16 protein-coding genes and 1 riboswitch are annotated in these 15,961 nt (G+C 71.0%); of the genes, 8 read left to right on the forward strand and 8 right to left on the reverse strand.

The window, feature by feature from the left end; genetic code table 11:
* Nucleotides 1-286 precede the first annotated feature (286 nt).
* Both ACFVWD_RS42975 and ACFVWD_RS42980 read left to right on the forward strand, forming a co-directional pair.
* Nucleotides 287-901, forward strand: coding sequence for a DUF4126 domain-containing protein (locus ACFVWD_RS42975; RefSeq protein WP_389603372.1), 615 nt, complete (start codon nt 287-289; stop codon nt 899-901).
* 45 nt (nt 902-946) lie between these two features.
* Nucleotides 947-2,440, forward strand: coding sequence for a phytoene desaturase family protein (locus tag ACFVWD_RS42980; RefSeq protein WP_389603374.1), 1,494 nt, complete (start codon nt 947-949; stop codon nt 2,438-2,440).
* A 40-nt stretch (nt 2,441-2,480) separates the two neighbouring features.
* Here the strand turns inward: ACFVWD_RS42980 and ACFVWD_RS42985 are convergent, their stop codons facing one another.
* The 5 genes from ACFVWD_RS42985 to ACFVWD_RS43005 all read right to left on the reverse strand — a co-directional run bounded on the left by ACFVWD_RS42985 (nt 2,481) and on the right by ACFVWD_RS43005 (nt 7,107).
* Nucleotides 2,481-3,494, reverse strand: coding sequence for a hypothetical protein (locus ACFVWD_RS42985; RefSeq protein WP_389603375.1), 1,014 nt, complete (start codon nt 3,492-3,494; stop codon nt 2,481-2,483).
* A gap of 56 nt (nt 3,495-3,550) precedes the next feature.
* Nucleotides 3,551-4,474: a methylenetetrahydrofolate reductase [NAD(P)H] gene (metF, locus tag ACFVWD_RS42990; protein WP_101405626.1), complete on the reverse strand. Its 924-nt coding sequence runs from the start codon at nt 4,472-4,474 to the stop codon at nt 3,551-3,553.
* 158 nt (nt 4,475-4,632) lie between these two features.
* Nucleotides 4,633-5,283 carry a thiamine phosphate synthase gene (thiE, locus tag ACFVWD_RS42995; protein WP_389603377.1) on the reverse strand — a complete coding sequence of 217 codons (651 nt, stop codon included), beginning with the start codon at nt 5,281-5,283 and terminating at the stop codon, nt 4,633-4,635.
* 132 nt (nt 5,284-5,415) lie between these two features.
* Nucleotides 5,416-5,787, reverse strand: coding sequence for an Rv2175c family DNA-binding protein (locus ACFVWD_RS43000; protein ID WP_389603378.1), 372 nt, complete (start codon nt 5,785-5,787; stop codon nt 5,416-5,418).
* Nucleotides 5,788-5,868: 81 nt separating this feature from the next.
* On the reverse strand, nt 5,869-7,107 hold the full coding sequence (locus ACFVWD_RS43005) for an NAD(P)/FAD-dependent oxidoreductase (RefSeq protein WP_389603379.1): 1,239 nt from the start codon (nt 7,105-7,107) through the stop codon (nt 5,869-5,871).
* A gap of 181 nt (nt 7,108-7,288) precedes the next feature.
* A riboswitch (TPP riboswitch) is annotated at nt 7,289-7,400 on the forward strand.
* Here ACFVWD_RS43005 and thiO point away from each other — a divergent pair.
* From thiO to ACFVWD_RS43030, 5 genes are all read left to right on the forward strand, one after another.
* Entirely contained in the window at nt 7,398-8,603 is a 1,206-nt protein-coding gene (gene thiO, locus ACFVWD_RS43010) for a glycine oxidase ThiO (protein ID WP_389603380.1), read from the forward strand. Its footprint overlaps the riboswitch before it by 3 nt.
* Nucleotides 8,600-8,800 (forward strand): sulfur carrier protein ThiS, encoded by a 201-nt coding sequence (gene thiS / locus ACFVWD_RS43015; RefSeq protein WP_389603382.1) that lies wholly within the window; start codon nt 8,600-8,602, stop codon nt 8,798-8,800. The genes thiO and thiS overlap by 4 nt, the downstream gene beginning before the upstream one ends.
* A 3-nt stretch (nt 8,801-8,803) precedes the next feature.
* Nucleotides 8,804-9,598 carry a thiazole synthase gene (locus tag ACFVWD_RS43020; RefSeq protein WP_389603383.1) on the forward strand — a complete coding sequence of 265 codons (795 nt, stop codon included), beginning with the start codon at nt 8,804-8,806 and terminating at the stop codon, nt 9,596-9,598.
* A gap of 257 nt (nt 9,599-9,855) precedes the next feature.
* A complete protein-coding gene (pknB, locus tag ACFVWD_RS43025; protein WP_389603385.1) occupies nt 9,856-11,814 on the forward strand; it encodes a Stk1 family PASTA domain-containing Ser/Thr kinase in 1,959 nt (652 codons plus the stop codon).
* Nucleotides 11,815-11,923: 109 nt separating this feature from the next.
* Nucleotides 11,924-12,793: a deoxyribonuclease IV gene (locus ACFVWD_RS43030; RefSeq protein ID WP_101405620.1), complete on the forward strand. Its 870-nt coding sequence runs from the start codon at nt 11,924-11,926 to the stop codon at nt 12,791-12,793.
* Nucleotides 12,794-12,817: 24 nt separating this feature from the next.
* Here ACFVWD_RS43030 and ACFVWD_RS43035 read toward each other — a convergent pair whose 3' ends face one another.
* Nucleotides 12,818-13,450, reverse strand: a complete 633-nt coding sequence (locus ACFVWD_RS43035) for a sulfite oxidase-like oxidoreductase (protein WP_389603386.1) — start codon at nt 13,448-13,450, stop codon at nt 12,818-12,820.
* 155 nt (nt 13,451-13,605) lie between these two features.
* Here ACFVWD_RS43035 and bfr point away from each other — a divergent pair, with 155 nt between their 5' ends.
* Nucleotides 13,606-14,085 carry a bacterioferritin gene (gene bfr / locus ACFVWD_RS43040; RefSeq protein WP_101405618.1) on the forward strand — a complete coding sequence of 160 codons (480 nt, stop codon included), beginning with the start codon at nt 13,606-13,608 and terminating at the stop codon, nt 14,083-14,085.
* A 38-nt stretch (nt 14,086-14,123) separates the two neighbouring features.
* Here bfr and ACFVWD_RS43045 read toward each other — a convergent pair whose 3' ends face one another.
* Nucleotides 14,124-14,375 carry a (2Fe-2S)-binding protein gene (locus ACFVWD_RS43045; protein WP_351701114.1) on the reverse strand — a complete coding sequence of 84 codons (252 nt, stop codon included), beginning with the start codon at nt 14,373-14,375 and terminating at the stop codon, nt 14,124-14,126.
* A gap of 149 nt (nt 14,376-14,524) precedes the next feature.
* Nucleotides 14,525-15,877 (reverse strand): class II 3-deoxy-7-phosphoheptulonate synthase, encoded by a 1,353-nt coding sequence (locus tag ACFVWD_RS43050; RefSeq protein WP_054231523.1) that lies wholly within the window; start codon nt 15,875-15,877, stop codon nt 14,525-14,527.
* Between the last annotated feature and the right edge of the window lie 84 nt (nt 15,878-15,961).

Genomic DNA, 15,961 nt, shown 5'->3' on the forward strand with positions numbered 1-15,961 from the left:
CCCCCGTACTCCCCCGTTGGGCCCCCGTTCGGTCGTCCCCCGGGTTCCCCCGTGCCTCACTCCCGCCGACGGAGTCGGCGGAAGGAGCGGCCAAGGGCGCGAGGACCGTTCCGCCGCCCCGTGTCGGCGGTGCCGGTGCCGCGCCCCTCTCCGTGCCTCCACTCTCTCTTTCGCGCAGGTCGGGCCCCATCCGCGCGCGTACTCATCTCACTCACTAGGTACGGATACTCAGCCGTACGCACTCATGCCCAGGACGGACCGTCGGCGACTGGTTACGATCGCGTCCGTGTCCGTACTCCCCCTGGTCTTCACCAGCGGCTGGGCCAGTGGCATCAACGCGTACGCGGTGGTGCTGCTCCTCGGCATCTTCGGAGCGACCGGCCTGAGCGACGACGTCCCCGAGTCCCTTCAGCGCCCTGAGATCCTGATCACAGCGGGCGTTCTCTTCCTGTGCGAGGCGGTCGCCGACAAGATCCCGTACGTGGACTCGGTGTGGGACTCGGTGCACACCGTGATCCGCCCAGCGGCGGGGGCGTGGGTCGGGGCCCTGCTCGCCGGGCAGAGCGGTTCGCTCTCCGATCTGGCGGCGGGTGCGATCGGCGGTTCGACGGCATTGGCGAGCCACACGGTCAAGGCCGGGACACGGATGGCGATCAACACCTCGCCGGAGCCGTTCAGCAACCTCATCATGAGCACCGCCGAGGATCTCGGGGTCGCCGGGATCCTTACCTTCGCGATGTTCCACCCCGAGGCCGCGGCGATCATCGCGGGCGTGCTGCTGCTCGCGGGGCTGCTGGCGCTCTACTTCCTGATCTCACGGATCCGCCGGTTCCTGCGCCGCAGGGCCCAGCGCCGGGAGGAGAGACGCCTGGCCGAGCGGGTGGGACAGCCACCCGACTGAGCACCGCGGGCCGGGTTGTCAGTGGCGGCCGATAAAGTCGCCGGCATGGGACGGATTGCGGTGATCGGCGCCGGGATGGGCGCGATGGCGGCCGCCGCCCGGCTGGCCGTCGCGGGCCACCGGGTGGTGGTGTACGAGCGCGCGGCGACGTACGGCGGTGCGGTGCGCCGCTTCGAGCGCGACGGCTTCATGTTCGACACAGGCCCGGGACTGCTCCCGCTGCCCGCGGTCTACCGCGATCTGTTCGTCAAGACGGGCAAGGAGCCGCTGGAGGCGTGCGTCGAGCTGGTCCAGGTGGACCCGTCCTCGCGCCATGTCTTCGCCGACGGCACGGAGGTCGGTCTGCCGAACGCCTCGCGCGCGGGCGCCGTCACCGCCCTCGACGAGGCCCTCGGGGCGGGCGCGGGCGCACGGTGGGGCGACTTCCTGGTGCGGGCGCGCGAGGCCTGGGACCGCACCCGCAGGCCGCTCCTGGAGGAGCCGCTGTGGCCGAACTGGTCGGTGCTCGCCGAGCGCGAGCCCTACCCCTCGGTGCCGCACAAGAAGCTGCTGCGCACCCGCCGCGCCACGACCCTCGCCGAGGTCGGCGCCTGGGAGTTGCGCGACCCGCGCCTCACGGCCCTGCTGGAGAGTCACGCCCTCGCCCACGGGCTCGATCCGCGCGTCACCCCGGCGAGCGCCGCCGTGCTGCCGTACATGGAGCACGCTTTCGGCACCTGGTACGTGCGCGGCGGCATACGGGAGTTGGCGCGCGCGGTGTACGAGCGGTGCGTGGCCCGCAGGGTGGAGTTCCGCTTCGGGTCGCCGGTCGCGCGGATCGTCGAGAAGGACGGCCGGGCGGCGGGTGTGGAGCTGGCCGGCGGCGAGGTCGCGGACGCCGACTTCGTGGTCGCCGGTGTCGCACCCGCAGCGCTCGACGCCCTGGTCCCCGGGACGGCGCTACGGGGCGGTGACGAGGTCGCGTCGCAGCGCGGGGCCCCGAGTCGGCTGACCGTGCTACTGGCGCTGCGCGGAGGGCGTCCCGAGGGGGTGGCACACCGCACGGTGGTGCACGCGGCGGACCGGGCCGAGGAGTTGGACCGGCTCTTCGGTGAGCGTCCGGGGGTCCCTTCCTCGCCCACCGTGACGGTGTCGCGCCCTGACGACCCCGCCCTCGCGCCGGACACGGGGCACGAGGCGGTCACGCTGAGCGTCACGGTGCCATCGGGCCTGTCGGTGTCCGAGGCGGACGTGGAGGGGGTGCTCGGTATCGCCGAGCGCGCGATACCGGGCCTGCGCGACCGTCTGCTGTGGCACGAGGTCCGCACTCCGGCCGACTTCGCCGAGGAGACGGGCGCGGACGGCGGCGCCGTCCCCGCCCCGGCGCTCGCCGCGGCGGACGGTCGGCTGCTGCACCCGTCGAACACCACCCGTGTGCCAGGGCTGTTCGTGGTCGGCGGCTGGGCCCACCCGGGCGGTGGCCTCCCGCACGCGGGCATGTCGGGCGCCCTGGTGTCCGGACTGATCGTGGAGGGACCGCAGTTCCGGGGCTCTCAGTGAGCGCACCGGCGCGCCGAAGGCCGCCCGGGGAGGGCGGCCCTCAGTACCGGTACTGCTCGTCGTACCCGGCGCCGTTGGCGTTGCCGTTGCCGTTGCCCTGGTACGGGTAGGGCTGCTCCGGCGGGAGTTCGCCGCCGTAGGGGTCGTCGGTGCTGCGCTGCTGCGGGACCCAGACACCACCGGCCGGGGTCTCGCCGCCGTAGCCGCCGGTGGCGTACTGGTCCTGGCCGTAGGCCTGCTGCTGCGTGTACTGCTGGTCGCCGCCGCCGTAGGTCGTGTCGTACGAGGCGCCGCTGTAGGTCTGCGCGCCGGTGTACGGGTCGGAGTAGGCGGCGTACTGCTGCTGGCCGTTGCCGTAGCCGTACTGCTGCTGCTGCTGCTGGTCGTACCCGGTCGAGTAGCCGTCGTACGCGTAGGCCTGCTGGTCCTGGGGCTGGGCCGCGGCGGCGTAGGACTGGTCGGTGGCGGCAGCGTAGGCGGTGTCGCTGTAGACGCCGTAGGAGCCGGTGTCCTCGGGCAGGGGCTGGGGCTCGTACACGGCGGTGGCCTCGGCGGCCGTCAGGTTGCCGGAGCCGGGCGGCATGAACCGGTCGGAGTGCGCGGGCGAGAACACGTCGTCCTCGCGGGTGAAGTCGTCCTCCTGGGAATACGCCGCGCCCCGGGCCGTTCCTTCGGCCCTGGCCTCGGCTCCCTCGGCCGTTTCGAGGTCGGAGACCTCCAGCGCCGGGTCCTGGTGGTCCTCACCGCGGCGTCGCTTGCTCTTGCCGAAGCCCTTGCCGGCGCCGCTGTCGGCGCCCTGCCGGTTGCCCACGGCCCAGCCCTCCGCGAAACCGCGGCGGAACGACAGGGTGACGTACGTCTGGCCGATCGCGAAGGCCGCCGCGCCGAGCCCGATGACGATCACGGAGGGGATCAGCACGCCGAAGACGACACCGAGGAAGCCCACGAACGCGAGCAGGCGCCAGCGCAACCGCGCCTTGTACTGCAGCAGGACCTCGCCGAGCAGCCACAGCGCGACGATGCCGAACGCGATATAGAGGACCGTCCAGCCCATGTACGCCCCTCTCCCAGTGGCCGCTACGCAGTGTGTCGTACGTGGGTGCGACCGGTCTAGGCCTGCTGCGGGTGGTGCAGGCCCAGATTCTCGTAGATTTCCAGCGTCGCCGTCGAGTTGTTGAGCGTGATGAAGTGAAGTCCGGGGACTCCCTCGTCCAGCAGTCTCGCGCAGAACTCCGTCGCGAACTCGATGCCAATGGAGCGTACAGCCGCCGGATCGTCTTTGGCTGTGAGGATCCGCTCTTTCAGGACGTCCGGGAACGAAGCGTTGCTGAGCTTCGGAAGTCGTTCCAGCATCTTCACACTCGTCACCGGCATGACCTCCGGGATGACCGGTGTCGTACAGCCGGCCGCCACCACCCGGTCACGCAGGCGCAGATACGACTCGGGCTGGAAGAACATCTGGGTGATCGCGTAGTCCGCGCCGGCCCGGCACTTGTCGACGAAGTGCGCGACGTCCACGTCCCAGTCCGCGGAGCGGGGGTGCATCTCGGGGAAGGCGGCGACGCCGACACAGAAGTCGCCGGACTCCTTGATGAGACGGACGAGTTCGGCGGCGTAGGTCAGGCCCCGGGGGTGCGGGACCCAGTCGCCCATCGGGTCGCCGGGCGGGTCGCCGCGGACCGCGAGCATGTTCCGGATGCCGGCGTCGGCGTACTGGCCGATGATGTTGCGCAGTTCGGCGATGGAGTGGTTGACCGCGGTGAGGTGGGCGACCGGGGTGAGCGTCGTGTCGGCGACGATCTGCTCGGTCTCCTTGACCGTGCCCGCGCGGGTGGAGCCACCGGCACCGTAGGTGACGGAGACGAAGTCGGGGGCGACGGCCTCGACGCGACGCAGCGCGTTCCACAGGTTCCGCTCGCCCTTGGGGGTTTTCGGCGCGGAGAACTCGAACGAGTACGTCGCCTTGCCGGTGGCGAGCATGTCACGCACGGTGCGCGCGCGATCAGTCCTGGTGGAAGCAGATCCGAGGGCCATACCCGCAGGTTAGTCAGGGGGCGGCGGTCTCCCAACCGAACCGATGCCAATTGTCCAATTTGTCGACTTCTTGTCCACCCCTCGGACACCTGTGGGACAACCGGTCCAACCGTTGGCCGGACCATCGACGCGCCCGCTGTGCCTGACGCGGCCGCCGCTTACGCCTGACGCAGCCGCTTGGCGAATTCTCCCGCCGCCGCGCCGGGATCCGCCGCCTCGGTGATCGCCCGTACGACGACGACGCGGCGGGCGCCCGCCTCCAGTACCTCGTCGAGGTTGCCGAGGTCGATGCCGCCGATGGCGAACCAGGGGCGGTCGGTGGCGAGGGAGGCCGTGTATCGGACCAGGCCCAGGCCCGGGGCGTGGCGGCCGGGCTTGGTGGGGGTGGGCCAGCAGGGGCCGGTGCAGAAGTAGTCCACGCCGTCCTGGACGGCGGCGGCCGCCGCCTCGGACTCGGCGTGCGTGGAGCGGCCCATCAGGACCTCGTCGCCGAGGATCGCGCGGGCGGCGGGGACCGGGAGATCGCCCTGGCCCAGGTGGAGTACGTCGGCGCCGATGGCATGGGCGACGTCCGCGCGGTCGTTGACCGCGAGGAGCTTGCCGTGGCGGGCGCAGGCGTCCGCGAAGACCTGGAGGTGCTCCAGCTCCTCGGCGGCCTCCATGCCCTTGTCACGCAGCTGCACGATGTCGACGCCGCCGGCCAGGACCGCGTCCAGGAACTCGGCGAGGTCGCCCTGGCGCTTGCGGGCGTCCGTGCAGAGGTAGACGCGGGCGTCGGCGAGGAGGGTGCGGGCGGCGTTCTCGGGCATGCGTGTATCCCCCGTGGTGCGGTGCGTACGGCTGTCGTACGCACCCTACGGATGTGATGCGGTGCGTACGGACCGCGGCGGCCGGGGTGGTCCGGGGCCGGCCGTGGTCCGTACGCCGGACGGTCGGTCGAATCAGACGGCGAGCGCCTGGGCGCGGCGCTTCACCTCCGTGCCGCGATTCTCGCTCAGCGCCTGCGCGGGGGTGCCGGGCAGGCTCGGGTCGGGGGTGAAGAGCCACTCGAGCATCTCTTCGTCGGAGAAGCCGTCGTCCCGCAGGAGCGTCAAGGTGCCGACCAGGCCCTTGACGACCTTCTGTTCGTTCCCGTCGATGAAGGCGGCGGGGACGTGCAGCGCGCGGTTCTCACCACGGCGTACGGCGATCAGCTGGCCCTCCTTGACCAGCTGCCGGACGCGGGTCACCTCGACGCCGAGCTGTTCGGCGATGTCGGGGAGGGTGAGCCAGGCGGGGACGAGAGCATCGATCTTTGCGTCAATCTCGGTCACGGGACAAGCCTGCCATCCCGGACTGACACTCGGTACCCGAGCGCCCCCCGGACCGCCGTCCGGGCGACGGAAACCGGGCGGTCATGCCGTGGCGTCCTTCAGAGGGCGGGACGGGTCGGCCAGGATGTCCGGGTTCATGGGCATGCCTGCCTCGATCAGGCGGCGGCCCTGGGCCAGGTCACGGGGCCGCCCCACGGCCAGGAGGGCGACGAGGCGGCTCTCGCGGAGCCAGCAGACCGTCCAGGCCGCGCCCGACGGGTCGCCCCGCCAGATGGTCGTATCGGCGGGGGTGTGATGGCCGACGTACTGGACGAAGCGGCCGAACTGCTCGGACCAGAAGTACGGGACCGGGTCGTACGCCACCGGGGCCTCGCCGATGATGTTCGCCGCGACCGTGCGCGGCGCCTGGAGGGCGTTGTCCCAGTGGTGGACGAGGAGGCGCTCCTCGTAGCGGCCCGACGGGAAGGAGGCGCAGTCGCCGACCGCGTAGACGTCCGGCACGGAGGTGCGCAGGTGGCTGTCGGCCACCACCTCCCGGTGGGCGCCGAGCTCGACGCCGGAGCCGGCCAGCCAGGCGGTGGCGGGGCGCGCGCCGATGCCGACGACCACGGCGCCCGCCGGCACCCGCGAGCCGTCGTCGAGGACCACCGCGCCGGGCTCGACGCGCTCCACGCGCGCGTGGGTGCGCAGCGAAGCGCCGCTGTCCGCGTACCAGGCGGTCATCGGCGCGGCCACCTCCGCGGGCAGCGCCCCGGCCAGCGGCCGGTCGGCGGCCTCGACGACCGTGACCGCGCACCCGGCCTCACGCGCCGCCGTCGCGAACTCCGCGCCGATCCAGCCCGCCCCCACGACCACGATGTCGTGCTGCTGGGCGAGCACGGGGCGCAGTCGCTCGGCGTCGTCCAGGGTCCGCAGCAGATGGACGCCGGGGACGCCCTGCGCGCCGGGCAGCTGGATCGGTTCCGCGCCGGTCGCGAGGACCAGGACGTCGTAGGGCACCGGTCCTGCCTCGGTGTCCAGCTCGTGGTCTGCGGGGCGCAGGCCCAGCGCCTCGCAGCCGAGTCGCAGTTCGATGCCCAGCGCCTCGAAGTCGATGTCGAAGGCGGAGCCCTCGGCCTTGCCGAGCAGCACCGCCTTGGACAGGGGTGGCCGGTCGTACGGCTGGTGCGGCTCGGCGCCGATCAGCGTCACATCCCCGGTGAAACCCTGTTCCCGCAGGGCGACCGCCGTCTGCACGCCGGCCATGCCCGCGCCCACGATGACGACCCGCCGTGCCGTACGCCCCTGCGTCCGCACCTGTGCCCGCGTCTGCTCGCTCACCTGATCACCATAGACAACTGACAATCTGTCAGTCAGGGGACGTGCGCAGTGACCTGTTCCACAACGGATCTCGCCGTCCTTCTCGTGGTCCGCGAACCGAGTGCGCGTACCGACCCGCGAACGGGCCCCGGACGGAGGCTCCCTTACTGAGACATACGGCAGCGGGCTAGGGTGGCGAACGTAAAGCACTCGCGGGAGCCCGGACGCACCGGGCTGAGAGGGAGGCTGGCGGCCTCCGACCGTACGAACCTGATCCGGGTCATGCCGGCGAAGGGAGGGGCTGGACGCCCATGTCGCCTACGCGTACACCTGCACGTTCATCGGATGCGCCGTCATCGGCCGCACGTACGTCGGATGTCCTCGTCATCGGGGGCGGGATCATCGGTCTCGTGACCGCCTGGCGGGCCGCGCAGCGTGGGTTCACCGTCGCGGTCGTGGACCCCGAGCCGGGCGGCGGGGCGGCACGGGTGGCCGCCGGAATGCTCGCCGCCGTCACCGAGCTGCACTACGGCGAGCAGACCCTGCTGGGCCTGAACCTCGCCTCCGCGCGCCGCTATCCCGACTTCGCCGCCGAACTCACCGAGGTGAGCGGCCAGGACCTCGGCTACCGCCGGTGCGGCACGCTGGCCGTCGCGCTGGACGCCGACGACCGCGCCCACCTGCGCGAACTGCATGCCTTGCAACACCGCTCGGGGCTCGAATCGGAGTGGCTCAGCGGCCGGGAGTGCCGCCGTCTGGAGCCGATGCTCGCGCCGGGCGTGCGCGGCGGGCTGCGGGTCGACGGAGACCACCAGATCGACCCGCGCCGGCTCGCGAAGGCCCTGGTCACGGCGTGCGAGCGGGCCGGAGTGAAGTTCCACCGGACGTGGGCGGAGCGCCTGACCGTCGTACGGGACCGGGCCGCCGGGGTCGTCACGACGGACGGTGAACAGCTGGCCGCGGGGCAGGTGGTGCTCGCCGCCGGGAGCCTCAGCGGGAAGCTCCCGGGCGTGCCCGCCGACGTACTGCCGCCCGTACGGCCCGTGAAGGGTCAGGTACTGCGGCTGACCGTGCCGAAGCGGTACGCGCCGTTCCTGAGCCGCACCGTGCGGGCCGTGGTGCGCGGCAGCCAGGTCTATCTGGTGCCGCGGGAGAACGGTGAGCTCGTCGTGGGCGCCACCAGCGAGGAGCTGGGCTGGGACACGACGGTGACCGCGGGCGGGGTCTACGAGCTGCTGCGCGACGCCCATGAGCTGGTGCCCGGAATCACCGAGCTGCCGCTCACCGAGACGCGCGCGGGCCTGCGGCCGGGGTCGCCCGACAACGCGCCACTGCTCGGCCCGACCGCGCTCGACGGGCTGCTGCTGGCCACGGGGCACTACCGCAACGGCGTCCTGCTCACGCCCGTCACCGGGGACGCCATGGCGCACGTCCTGACCACGGGCGAGCTTCCGGAAGAGGCCCGCCCCTTCGCCCCCGGGCGCTTCAGCACAGCACTCACGGAGCAGACCGTATGAACATCTTCGTCAACGGAGAGCGACGGCTCGTCGCCGCCGACACGGCCCTCGACAAGCTCGTCGCCACCCTCACCGTCGCGCCCTCCGGCGTCGCCGCCGCGCTCAACGAAACCGTTGTCCCGCGCACGCAGTGGTCGTCCACGGCCCTCTCCGAGGGAGACCGCGTCGAAGTCCTCACCGCAGTCCAAGGAGGCTGAACCATGGCCGACGACCCGTTTGTCCTCGGAGGTACGTCCTTCACGTCCCGGCTGATCATGGGTACGGGGGGTGCGCCCAGCCTCGACGTCCTGGAGCGGTCGCTCGTGGCGTCCGGCACGGAGCTGACGACGGTCGCGATGCGCCGGGTGAATCCCTCGGCGCACGGCTCGGTGCTGTCCGTGCTCGACAAGCTGGGCATCCGGGTGCTGCCGAACACGGCGGGGTGCTTCACCGCGGGCGAGGCCGTGCTGACCGCGCGGCTCGCGCGGGAGGCGCTCGGTACGGAGCTGATCAAGCTGGAGGTCATCGCCGACGAGCGGACCCTGCTGCCGGATCCGATCGAGTTGCTGGACGCCGCCGAGACGCTGGTCGACGACGGTTTCACCGTGCTGCCGTACACCAACGACGATCCTGTGCTCGCGCGGAAGCTGGAGGACGTGGGCTGCGCGGCGGTCATGCCGCTCGGGTCGCCCATCGGGTCCGGTCTCGGCATCCGCAACCCGCACAACTTCCAGCTGATCGTGGAGCACGCGCGTGTGCCGGTGATTCTGGACGCGGGGGCCGGTACGGCGTCGGACGCGGCGTTCGCGATGGAGCTGGGGTGTGCGGGCGTCATGCTGGCGTCGGCCGTGACCCGGGCGCAGGAGCCGGTGCTGATGGCCGAGGGCATGAAGCACGCGGTGGAAGCCGGGCGGCTTGCCTGGCGTGCGGGGCGGATTCCCCGGCGGCACTTCGCCTCCGCGTCGTCTCCTGCGGAGGGGCTGGCGCGGTTGGATCCTGAGCGTCCTGCTTTCTAGGCACCCGGCGCTGGTGTGTTTTTTCTCCCGCCCGCGCACCGCCCGTTTCCAGTCGGCTGGAAGGTGTGCGTCGCCTGTGGGGGTGGGGCGCCGTTGGCGGCTGGGGGGTGGAGGGGCAGGCTGCCTTACATTGCCTGTGCACGACGTGTGGACCGGATCGATCAGGCGTGCGAGAAGCGTCACAGGTCGGCTGCAGTCCCGCTCCGGAATTGGCCGGAAGGGTGGGGGTGACAGTGGCGGCTCGTAGACTCGCCTGCGTGGATACGACCCTTCAGGACCCGCTTGTCGGGCAAGTGCTCGACGGCCGCTACCGCGTCGACGCACGGATCGCGGTCGGCGGGATGGCCACGGTCTACCGGGCCCTGGACACCCGCCTCGACCGCGTGCTCGCGCTCAAGGTGATGCACCCGACGCTGGCCGCCGACGGCTCGTTCGTCGAGCGGTTCATCCGGGAGGCCAAGTCGGTGGCCCGGCTCGCGCACCCCAACGTGGTGCAGGTCTTCGACCAGGGCGCGGACGGGTCGTACGTCTATCTGGCCATGGAGTACGTCGCCGGCTGCACCCTGCGCGACGTGCTGCGCGAGCGCGGGGCGCTGCAACCGCGGGCCGCCCTGGACGTCCTGGAGCCGGTGCTCGCCGCGCTCGGCGCCGCGCACCGCGCCGGGTTCGTGCACCGCGACATGAAGCCGGAGAACGTCCTGATAGGGGACGACGGCCGGGTCAAGGTGGCCGACTTCGGCCTCGTCCGGGCCGTGGACACCGTCACGAACACGACAGGGGCCGTACTCGGCACCGTGTCCTACCTCGCCCCCGAACAGATCGAGCACGGCACCGCGGACACCCGCGTCGACGTCTACGCCTGCGGGGTCGTCCTCTACGAGATGCTCACCGGCGGCAAGCCGCACTCCGGGGACTCCCCCGCCCAGGTGCTCTACCAGCACCTGCACGCGGATGTGCCGCCGCCCTCGGCCGCCGTGCCCTCGATGCCCTACGCCCTCGACGAGCTGGTCGCGGTGGCGACCGCCCGCAATCCCGAGGTGCGCCCGCACGACGCGGTGGCACTGCTCGGCCAGGTCCTCCAGGCGCGGGCGGGCCTCACCGCCGAGCAGCTCGACGCCATACCCCCGCAGGCGCTCGCCGTGGGGCACGACAACGCGGGCGACCGTACGAGCGTGATCCCGCGCTCGCTCTCCGTGCCCCGCCTGCTGCCGGTGAACGAGGGTTACGAGGACGGCGGCGACGGCGGCGACCCGCTGAACCGGACCAGCCGGTTCGAGCAGACCAGCCCGTTCGAGTCCGGACCGCCCGCTCCCCCACGGCGCGGCTCACGGCCCCGGCGCGGAATGTTCGCGATCATCGCCGCGGTCGTGCTGGTGCTCGGGCTCGGCGCGGGAGTCTGGTACATCAATTCCGGCCAGTTCACCAAGGTCCCGCTGCTGCTGGCGAAGACCGAGGCGCAGGCCAAGGCGCGGATCGAGCAGGCCGGTCTCGACGTCGGGCAGGTCAAGCACGCGTACAGCGACACCGTGAAGCGCGGCACCGTCATCAGCAGCGACCCGGCGCCCGGCGCGCGCATCCGGGACAACGACTCCGTGACGCTGACCATCTCCAACGGCCCGGAGACGGTGAAGGTGCCCGACCTGACGGGACTCGCGCTGTTCAAGGCGCGGGAGGTCCTGAAGGGGGACGGGCTCGCCGCGGGCATGGTCACCCGGGAGTTCAACCAGGACGTTCCCAAGGGCTTCGTGATCAGTTCGGATCCGGGCGCGGGCACGGAGCGGCACGCCGGTTCGGCCATCGCCCTCACTGTGAGCAAGGGCAGCCCGGTGGAGGTCGCGGACGTCACGGGCGCGTCCGTCGCGGACGCCACCTCGGAGCTGGAGCAGGCGGGCCTGAAGGTGAAGATCGCCACCCAGCGGGTCAACTCGGAGTTCGACCAGGGCCAGATCGCCCAGCAGACGCCGCAGGCGGGCAGCCAGGTCGCCGGGGGCGACACCGTCACACTGACGGTCTCCAAGGGCCCCGAGATGGTCTCGGTCCCGGACGTGGTGGGCAACAGCGTGGACGACGCGAAGAAGACGCTGGAGGACGCCGGGTTCCAGGTCAACGAGGACCGCGGGCTGCTCGGGCTCTTCGGGGACCATGTCAAGAGCCAGTCGGTGGACGGCGGCAAGACCGCGCCCAAGGGGTCGACGATCACCATCGTGATCCGCTGAGGCCACGGCAATGCTGAGGCCACAGCAGTGCCGGGCCACGGCGGTGCTGTGGCCACGGCGGTGAGGTCCGCCGACGGGCCGCCCGGAAGCACGTGACACCCTGAAGGGCGTGACCAGCAAGCAGCTCCGCAACCCCGTCGGCGGCCATGTCCCCGTGGCCGGCGGCCTCAGCTCCGTCGGCCTGACCTACGCACGCGAGATGGGCGCGGAGACCGTCCAGGTCTTCGTCGCCAACCCGCGCGGCTGGGCGACACCCGTCGGCAGTCCTCGCCAGGACGAGGAGTTCCGGGCGGCCTGTGCCGCCGAGTCGATCCCCGCGTACGTCCATGCCCCGTATCTGATCAACTTCGGCTCGCACACCGAGGCGACGGTCGAGAAGTCGGTGGAGTCGCTGCGGCACTCGCTGCGGCGGGGCCGGGAGATCGGGGCACTCGGCGTGGTCGTGCACACGGGGAGCGCCACCGGGGGCCGGGAGCGGTCCGTCGCCCTGAAGCAGGTACGTGAGCATCTGCTGCCCCTGCTGGACGAGCTGACGCATGACGACGACCCGTATCTGCTCCTGGAGTCGACCGCGGGCCAGGGCGCCTCGCTCTGCTCGCGCACCTGGGACTTCGGGCCGTACTTCGAGGCGCTGGACGCCCATCCGAAGCTGGGCGTGTGCCTCGACACCTGCCACATCTACGCGGCGGGGCACGACCTGACCGGGCCGAGCGGCATGCACCAGACGCTCGACCTGCTGGTGGACACGGTCGGCGAGGGCCGGCTCAAGCTGATCCACGCCAACGACTCCAAGGACGTGGTCGGCGCCCACAAGGACCGCCACGAGAACATCGGCTCCGGTCACATCGGCGAGGACCCGTTCCGCGCGCTGATGACCCACCCCGCCACCGAGGGCGTACCCCTGATCATCGAGACGCCGGGCGGGAAGGAGGGGCACGCGGCGGACGTGGAGCGCCTGAAGAAACTCAGGGACGGCTGACGCCGCCCGAAAAGGCGCCCCGAGTCAGAGCTCCGGGCCGTCCCCGGGCTCCTCCTGGTAGGAGTAGCGCTGTTCGCGCCAGGGGTCGCCGATGTTGTGGTAGCCGCGCTCCTCCCAGAAGCCGCGGCGGTCGGCCGTCATGTACTCGACGCCGCGGACCCACTTGGGGCCCTTCCAGGCGTAGAGGTGCGGGACGACGAGGCGCAGCGGGAAGCCGTGCTCGGCGGTGAGGAGTTCACCGTCCTTGTGGGTGGCGAAGATCGAGCGGTCGGAGGCGAAGTCGTCGAGGCGCAGATTCGAGCTGAAGCCGTACTCCGCCCAGACCATGACATGGGTGACGGTGGGCGCGGGCGGGGCGATCTCCAGGATCGTGCGCGCCGGGATACCGCCCCATTCGGCGCCGATCATGCTGAACTTCGTGACGCAGTGCAGATCGGCCACGACCGAGGTGTACGGCAGGGCCGTGAACTCCTCGTGGGTCCAGCAGTGCTTCTCACCGTCGGCGGTGGCGCCGAAGACCCTGAACTCCCAGCGTTCGGAACGGAACTTGGGTACAGGGCCGTAGTGCGTGACCGGCCAGCCGCGCTGCAGTCGCTGCCCCGGCGGAAGCTCCGACTGTGCCGCTTCTCCCGTTCCACGTTCCACCGGCTGACCCATGACTCCATCCTGACAGACCCGGGACAGTGCACATGACCAGCCCAGTACGGAATCGGGCAACTCATACTAAGCGTGCACTTACTGGACGGCCCGGGACGCCGATGCGAGGATGCGGCGCAATCTGCCCAGTCCCCCGCTTGGAAGGAGCCTCTGCGATGCAGGGCGACCCCGAGGTCATCGAATTCCTCAACGAGCAGCTGACCGGCGAGCTGACGGCGATCAACCAGTACTTCCTGCACGCGAAGATGCAGGAGAACTTCGGCTGGACAAAGCTCGCGAAGTACACGCGCCACGAGTCCTTCGACGAGATGAAGCACGCGGAGGTGCTCACCGACCGGATCCTCTTCCTGGAGGGCCTGCCGAACTACCAGCGGCTCTTCCACGTCCGGGTGGGGCAGACCGTCACCGAGATGTTCCAGGCCGACCGGCAGGTGGAGGTCGAGGCGATCGACCGCCTCAAGCGCGGGATCGAGGTGATGCGCAACAAGGGCGACATCACGTCCGCGAACATCTTCGAGTCGATCCTCGAGGACGAGGAGCACCACATCGACTACCTGGACACCCAGCTGGAGCTGGTGGAGAAGCTCGGCGAGGCGCTCTACATCGCCCAGGTGATCGAGCAGCCCGACAGCTGACCCGCGTCTGCGGCGTGATCCGCCGGAGCGGCCCTAGGCTAGGCGGCCTCTTCCAGGCCCCGCGCCGGGGACAGCTCGGCCAGCACCGGCTTGCCCTGTTCGGCCAGCTCACGGCGGGGACAGGCGCCACGGCCGAGGATCGCCTGGATACTGCGGACACAGGAGCCGCAGTCCGTGCCCGCCTTGCTGGCGGAGGCTATCTGGCGGGGCGTGCAGGCGCCGTTCTCCGCGTGCTGCTTGACCTGCTGTTCGGTGACCCCGAAGCAACTGCATACGTACACGCGGTTCACCTCCCGGCGGGATTGATGTCTGGCGCCGTCCCGTTAATCGGTGAGGCTAACCTAACCTTACCCATCACTCAAGAGCCGCAAAAGTGGGAGGGGGCGCGGATCGTATGTGATCCGCGCCCCACTTCACTCAGGTGTAACAGGCGAACCCGTCACTGGTCCCTGTACATCTCCGCGACCAGGAAGGCCAGGTCGAGGGACTGGCTGCGGTTCAGACGCGGGTCGCAGGCCGTCTCGTAGCGCTGGTGGAGGTCGTCGACGAAGATCTCGTCGCCGCCGCCCACGCACTCGGTGACGTCGTCACCGGTGAGCTCGACGTGGATGCCGCCCGGGTGCGTGCCCAGACCCTTGTGGACCTCGAAGAAGCCCTTGACCTCGTCGAGCACGTCGTCGAAGCGGCGGGTCTTGTGACCGGAGGCCGCCTCGAAGGTGTTGCCGTGCATCGGGTCGGTCACCCAGGCCACCACCGCGCCCGACGCCGTGACCTTCTCGACCAGCTCGGGGAGCTTGTCGCGGACCTTGTCGGCGCCCATCCGCACGATGAAGGTCAGCCGGCCGGGCTCGCGGTCCGGGTCGAGACGGTCGATGTACTGGAGCGCCTCCTCGGCCGTCGTCGTCGGGCCGAGCTTGATGCCGATCGGGTTGCGGATCCGCGAGGCGAACTCGATGTGCGCGCCGTCCAGCTGCCGGGTGCGCTCACCAATCCACACCATGTGGCCCGAGACGTCGTACAGCTGGCCCGTACGCGAGTCGACCCTGGTCAGCGCCGCCTCGTAGTCGAGGAGCAGCGCCTCGTGGGAGGCGTAGAACTCGACGGTCTTGAACTCCTCCGGGTCGGTCCCGCAGGCCCGCATGAAGTTCATCGCGTTGTCGATCTCCCGCGCCAGCTGCTCGTAGCGCTGGCCGGACGGGGAGGACTTCACGAAGTCCTGGTTCCAGGCGTGCACCTGGCGCAGGTCGGCGTAGCCGCCGGTGGTGAAGGCGCGCACCAGGTTGAGCGTGGAGGCGGAGGCGTTGTACATCCGCTTCAGACGCTCGGGGTCCGGGATGCGGGCCTTCTCGTCGAAGTCGAAGCCGTTGACCGAGTCGCCCCGGTACGTCGGCAGGGTCACGCCGTCGCGGGTCTCGGTCCCCTTGGAGCGCGGCTTGGAGTACTGGCCGGCGATGCGGCCGACCTTCACGACGGGCACCGAGGCGGCGTACGTGAGCACGGCGCCCATCTGGAGCAGGGTCTTGAGCTTGTTGCGGATGTGGTCGGCCGACACCGCGTCGAAGGCCTCGGCGCAGTCGCCGCCCTGGAGAAGGAACGCCTCTCCCTTGGCGACGGACGCCATCCGGGCGCGCAGCTGGTCGCACTCGCCCGCGAAGACGAGCGGCGGATACGACTCGAGGTCCGCGATCACATCGCGCAGAGCCTCGGCATCGGGGTACTCGGGCTGCTGCGCCGCGGGCAGGTCTCGCCAGGTGTTGCCAGCGCTCGCGCTGGGCTTAGCGTTCACGGTCACCCTGACAACATTACGGGGTCGTGTCGGGCGTCCATCCCCATGCCCATCAATTGAGACGGACCGCGCTCGATCGGGACGCGATCC

Source organism: Streptomyces sp. NPDC058086, assembly GCF_042885015.1.
Taxonomy (GTDB): Bacteria; Actinomycetota; Actinomycetes; order Streptomycetales; family Streptomycetaceae; genus Streptomyces.

Bases quoted from the DNA above. Each gene is read 5' to 3' on its own strand.
- ACFVWD_RS42985 (WP_389603375.1), bottom strand. From the start codon at position 3,494: ATGGGCTGGACGGTCCTCTATATCGCGTTCGGCATCGTCGCGCTGTGG.
- thiO (WP_389603380.1), top strand. From the start codon at position 7,398: ATGTCGCCTACGCGTACACCTGCACGTTCATCGGATGCGCCGTCATCG.
- ACFVWD_RS43020 (WP_389603383.1), top strand. From the start codon at position 8,804: ATGGCCGACGACCCGTTTGTCCTCGGAGGTACGTCCTTCACGTCCCGG.
- bfr (WP_101405618.1), top strand. From the start codon at position 13,606: ATGCAGGGCGACCCCGAGGTCATCGAATTCCTCAACGAGCAGCTGACC.
- ACFVWD_RS43035 (WP_389603386.1), bottom strand. From the start codon at position 13,450: ATGGGTCAGCCGGTGGAACGTGGAACGGGAGAAGCGGCACAGTCGGAG.
- metF (WP_101405626.1), bottom strand. From the start codon at position 4,474: ATGGCCCTCGGATCTGCTTCCACCAGGACTGATCGCGCGCGCACCGTG.
- thiE (WP_389603377.1), bottom strand. From the start codon at position 5,283: ATGCCCGAGAACGCCGCCCGCACCCTCCTCGCCGACGCCCGCGTCTAC.
- thiS (WP_389603382.1), top strand. From the start codon at position 8,600: ATGAACATCTTCGTCAACGGAGAGCGACGGCTCGTCGCCGCCGACACG.
- ACFVWD_RS42980 (WP_389603374.1), top strand. From the start codon at position 947: ATGGGACGGATTGCGGTGATCGGCGCCGGGATGGGCGCGATGGCGGCC.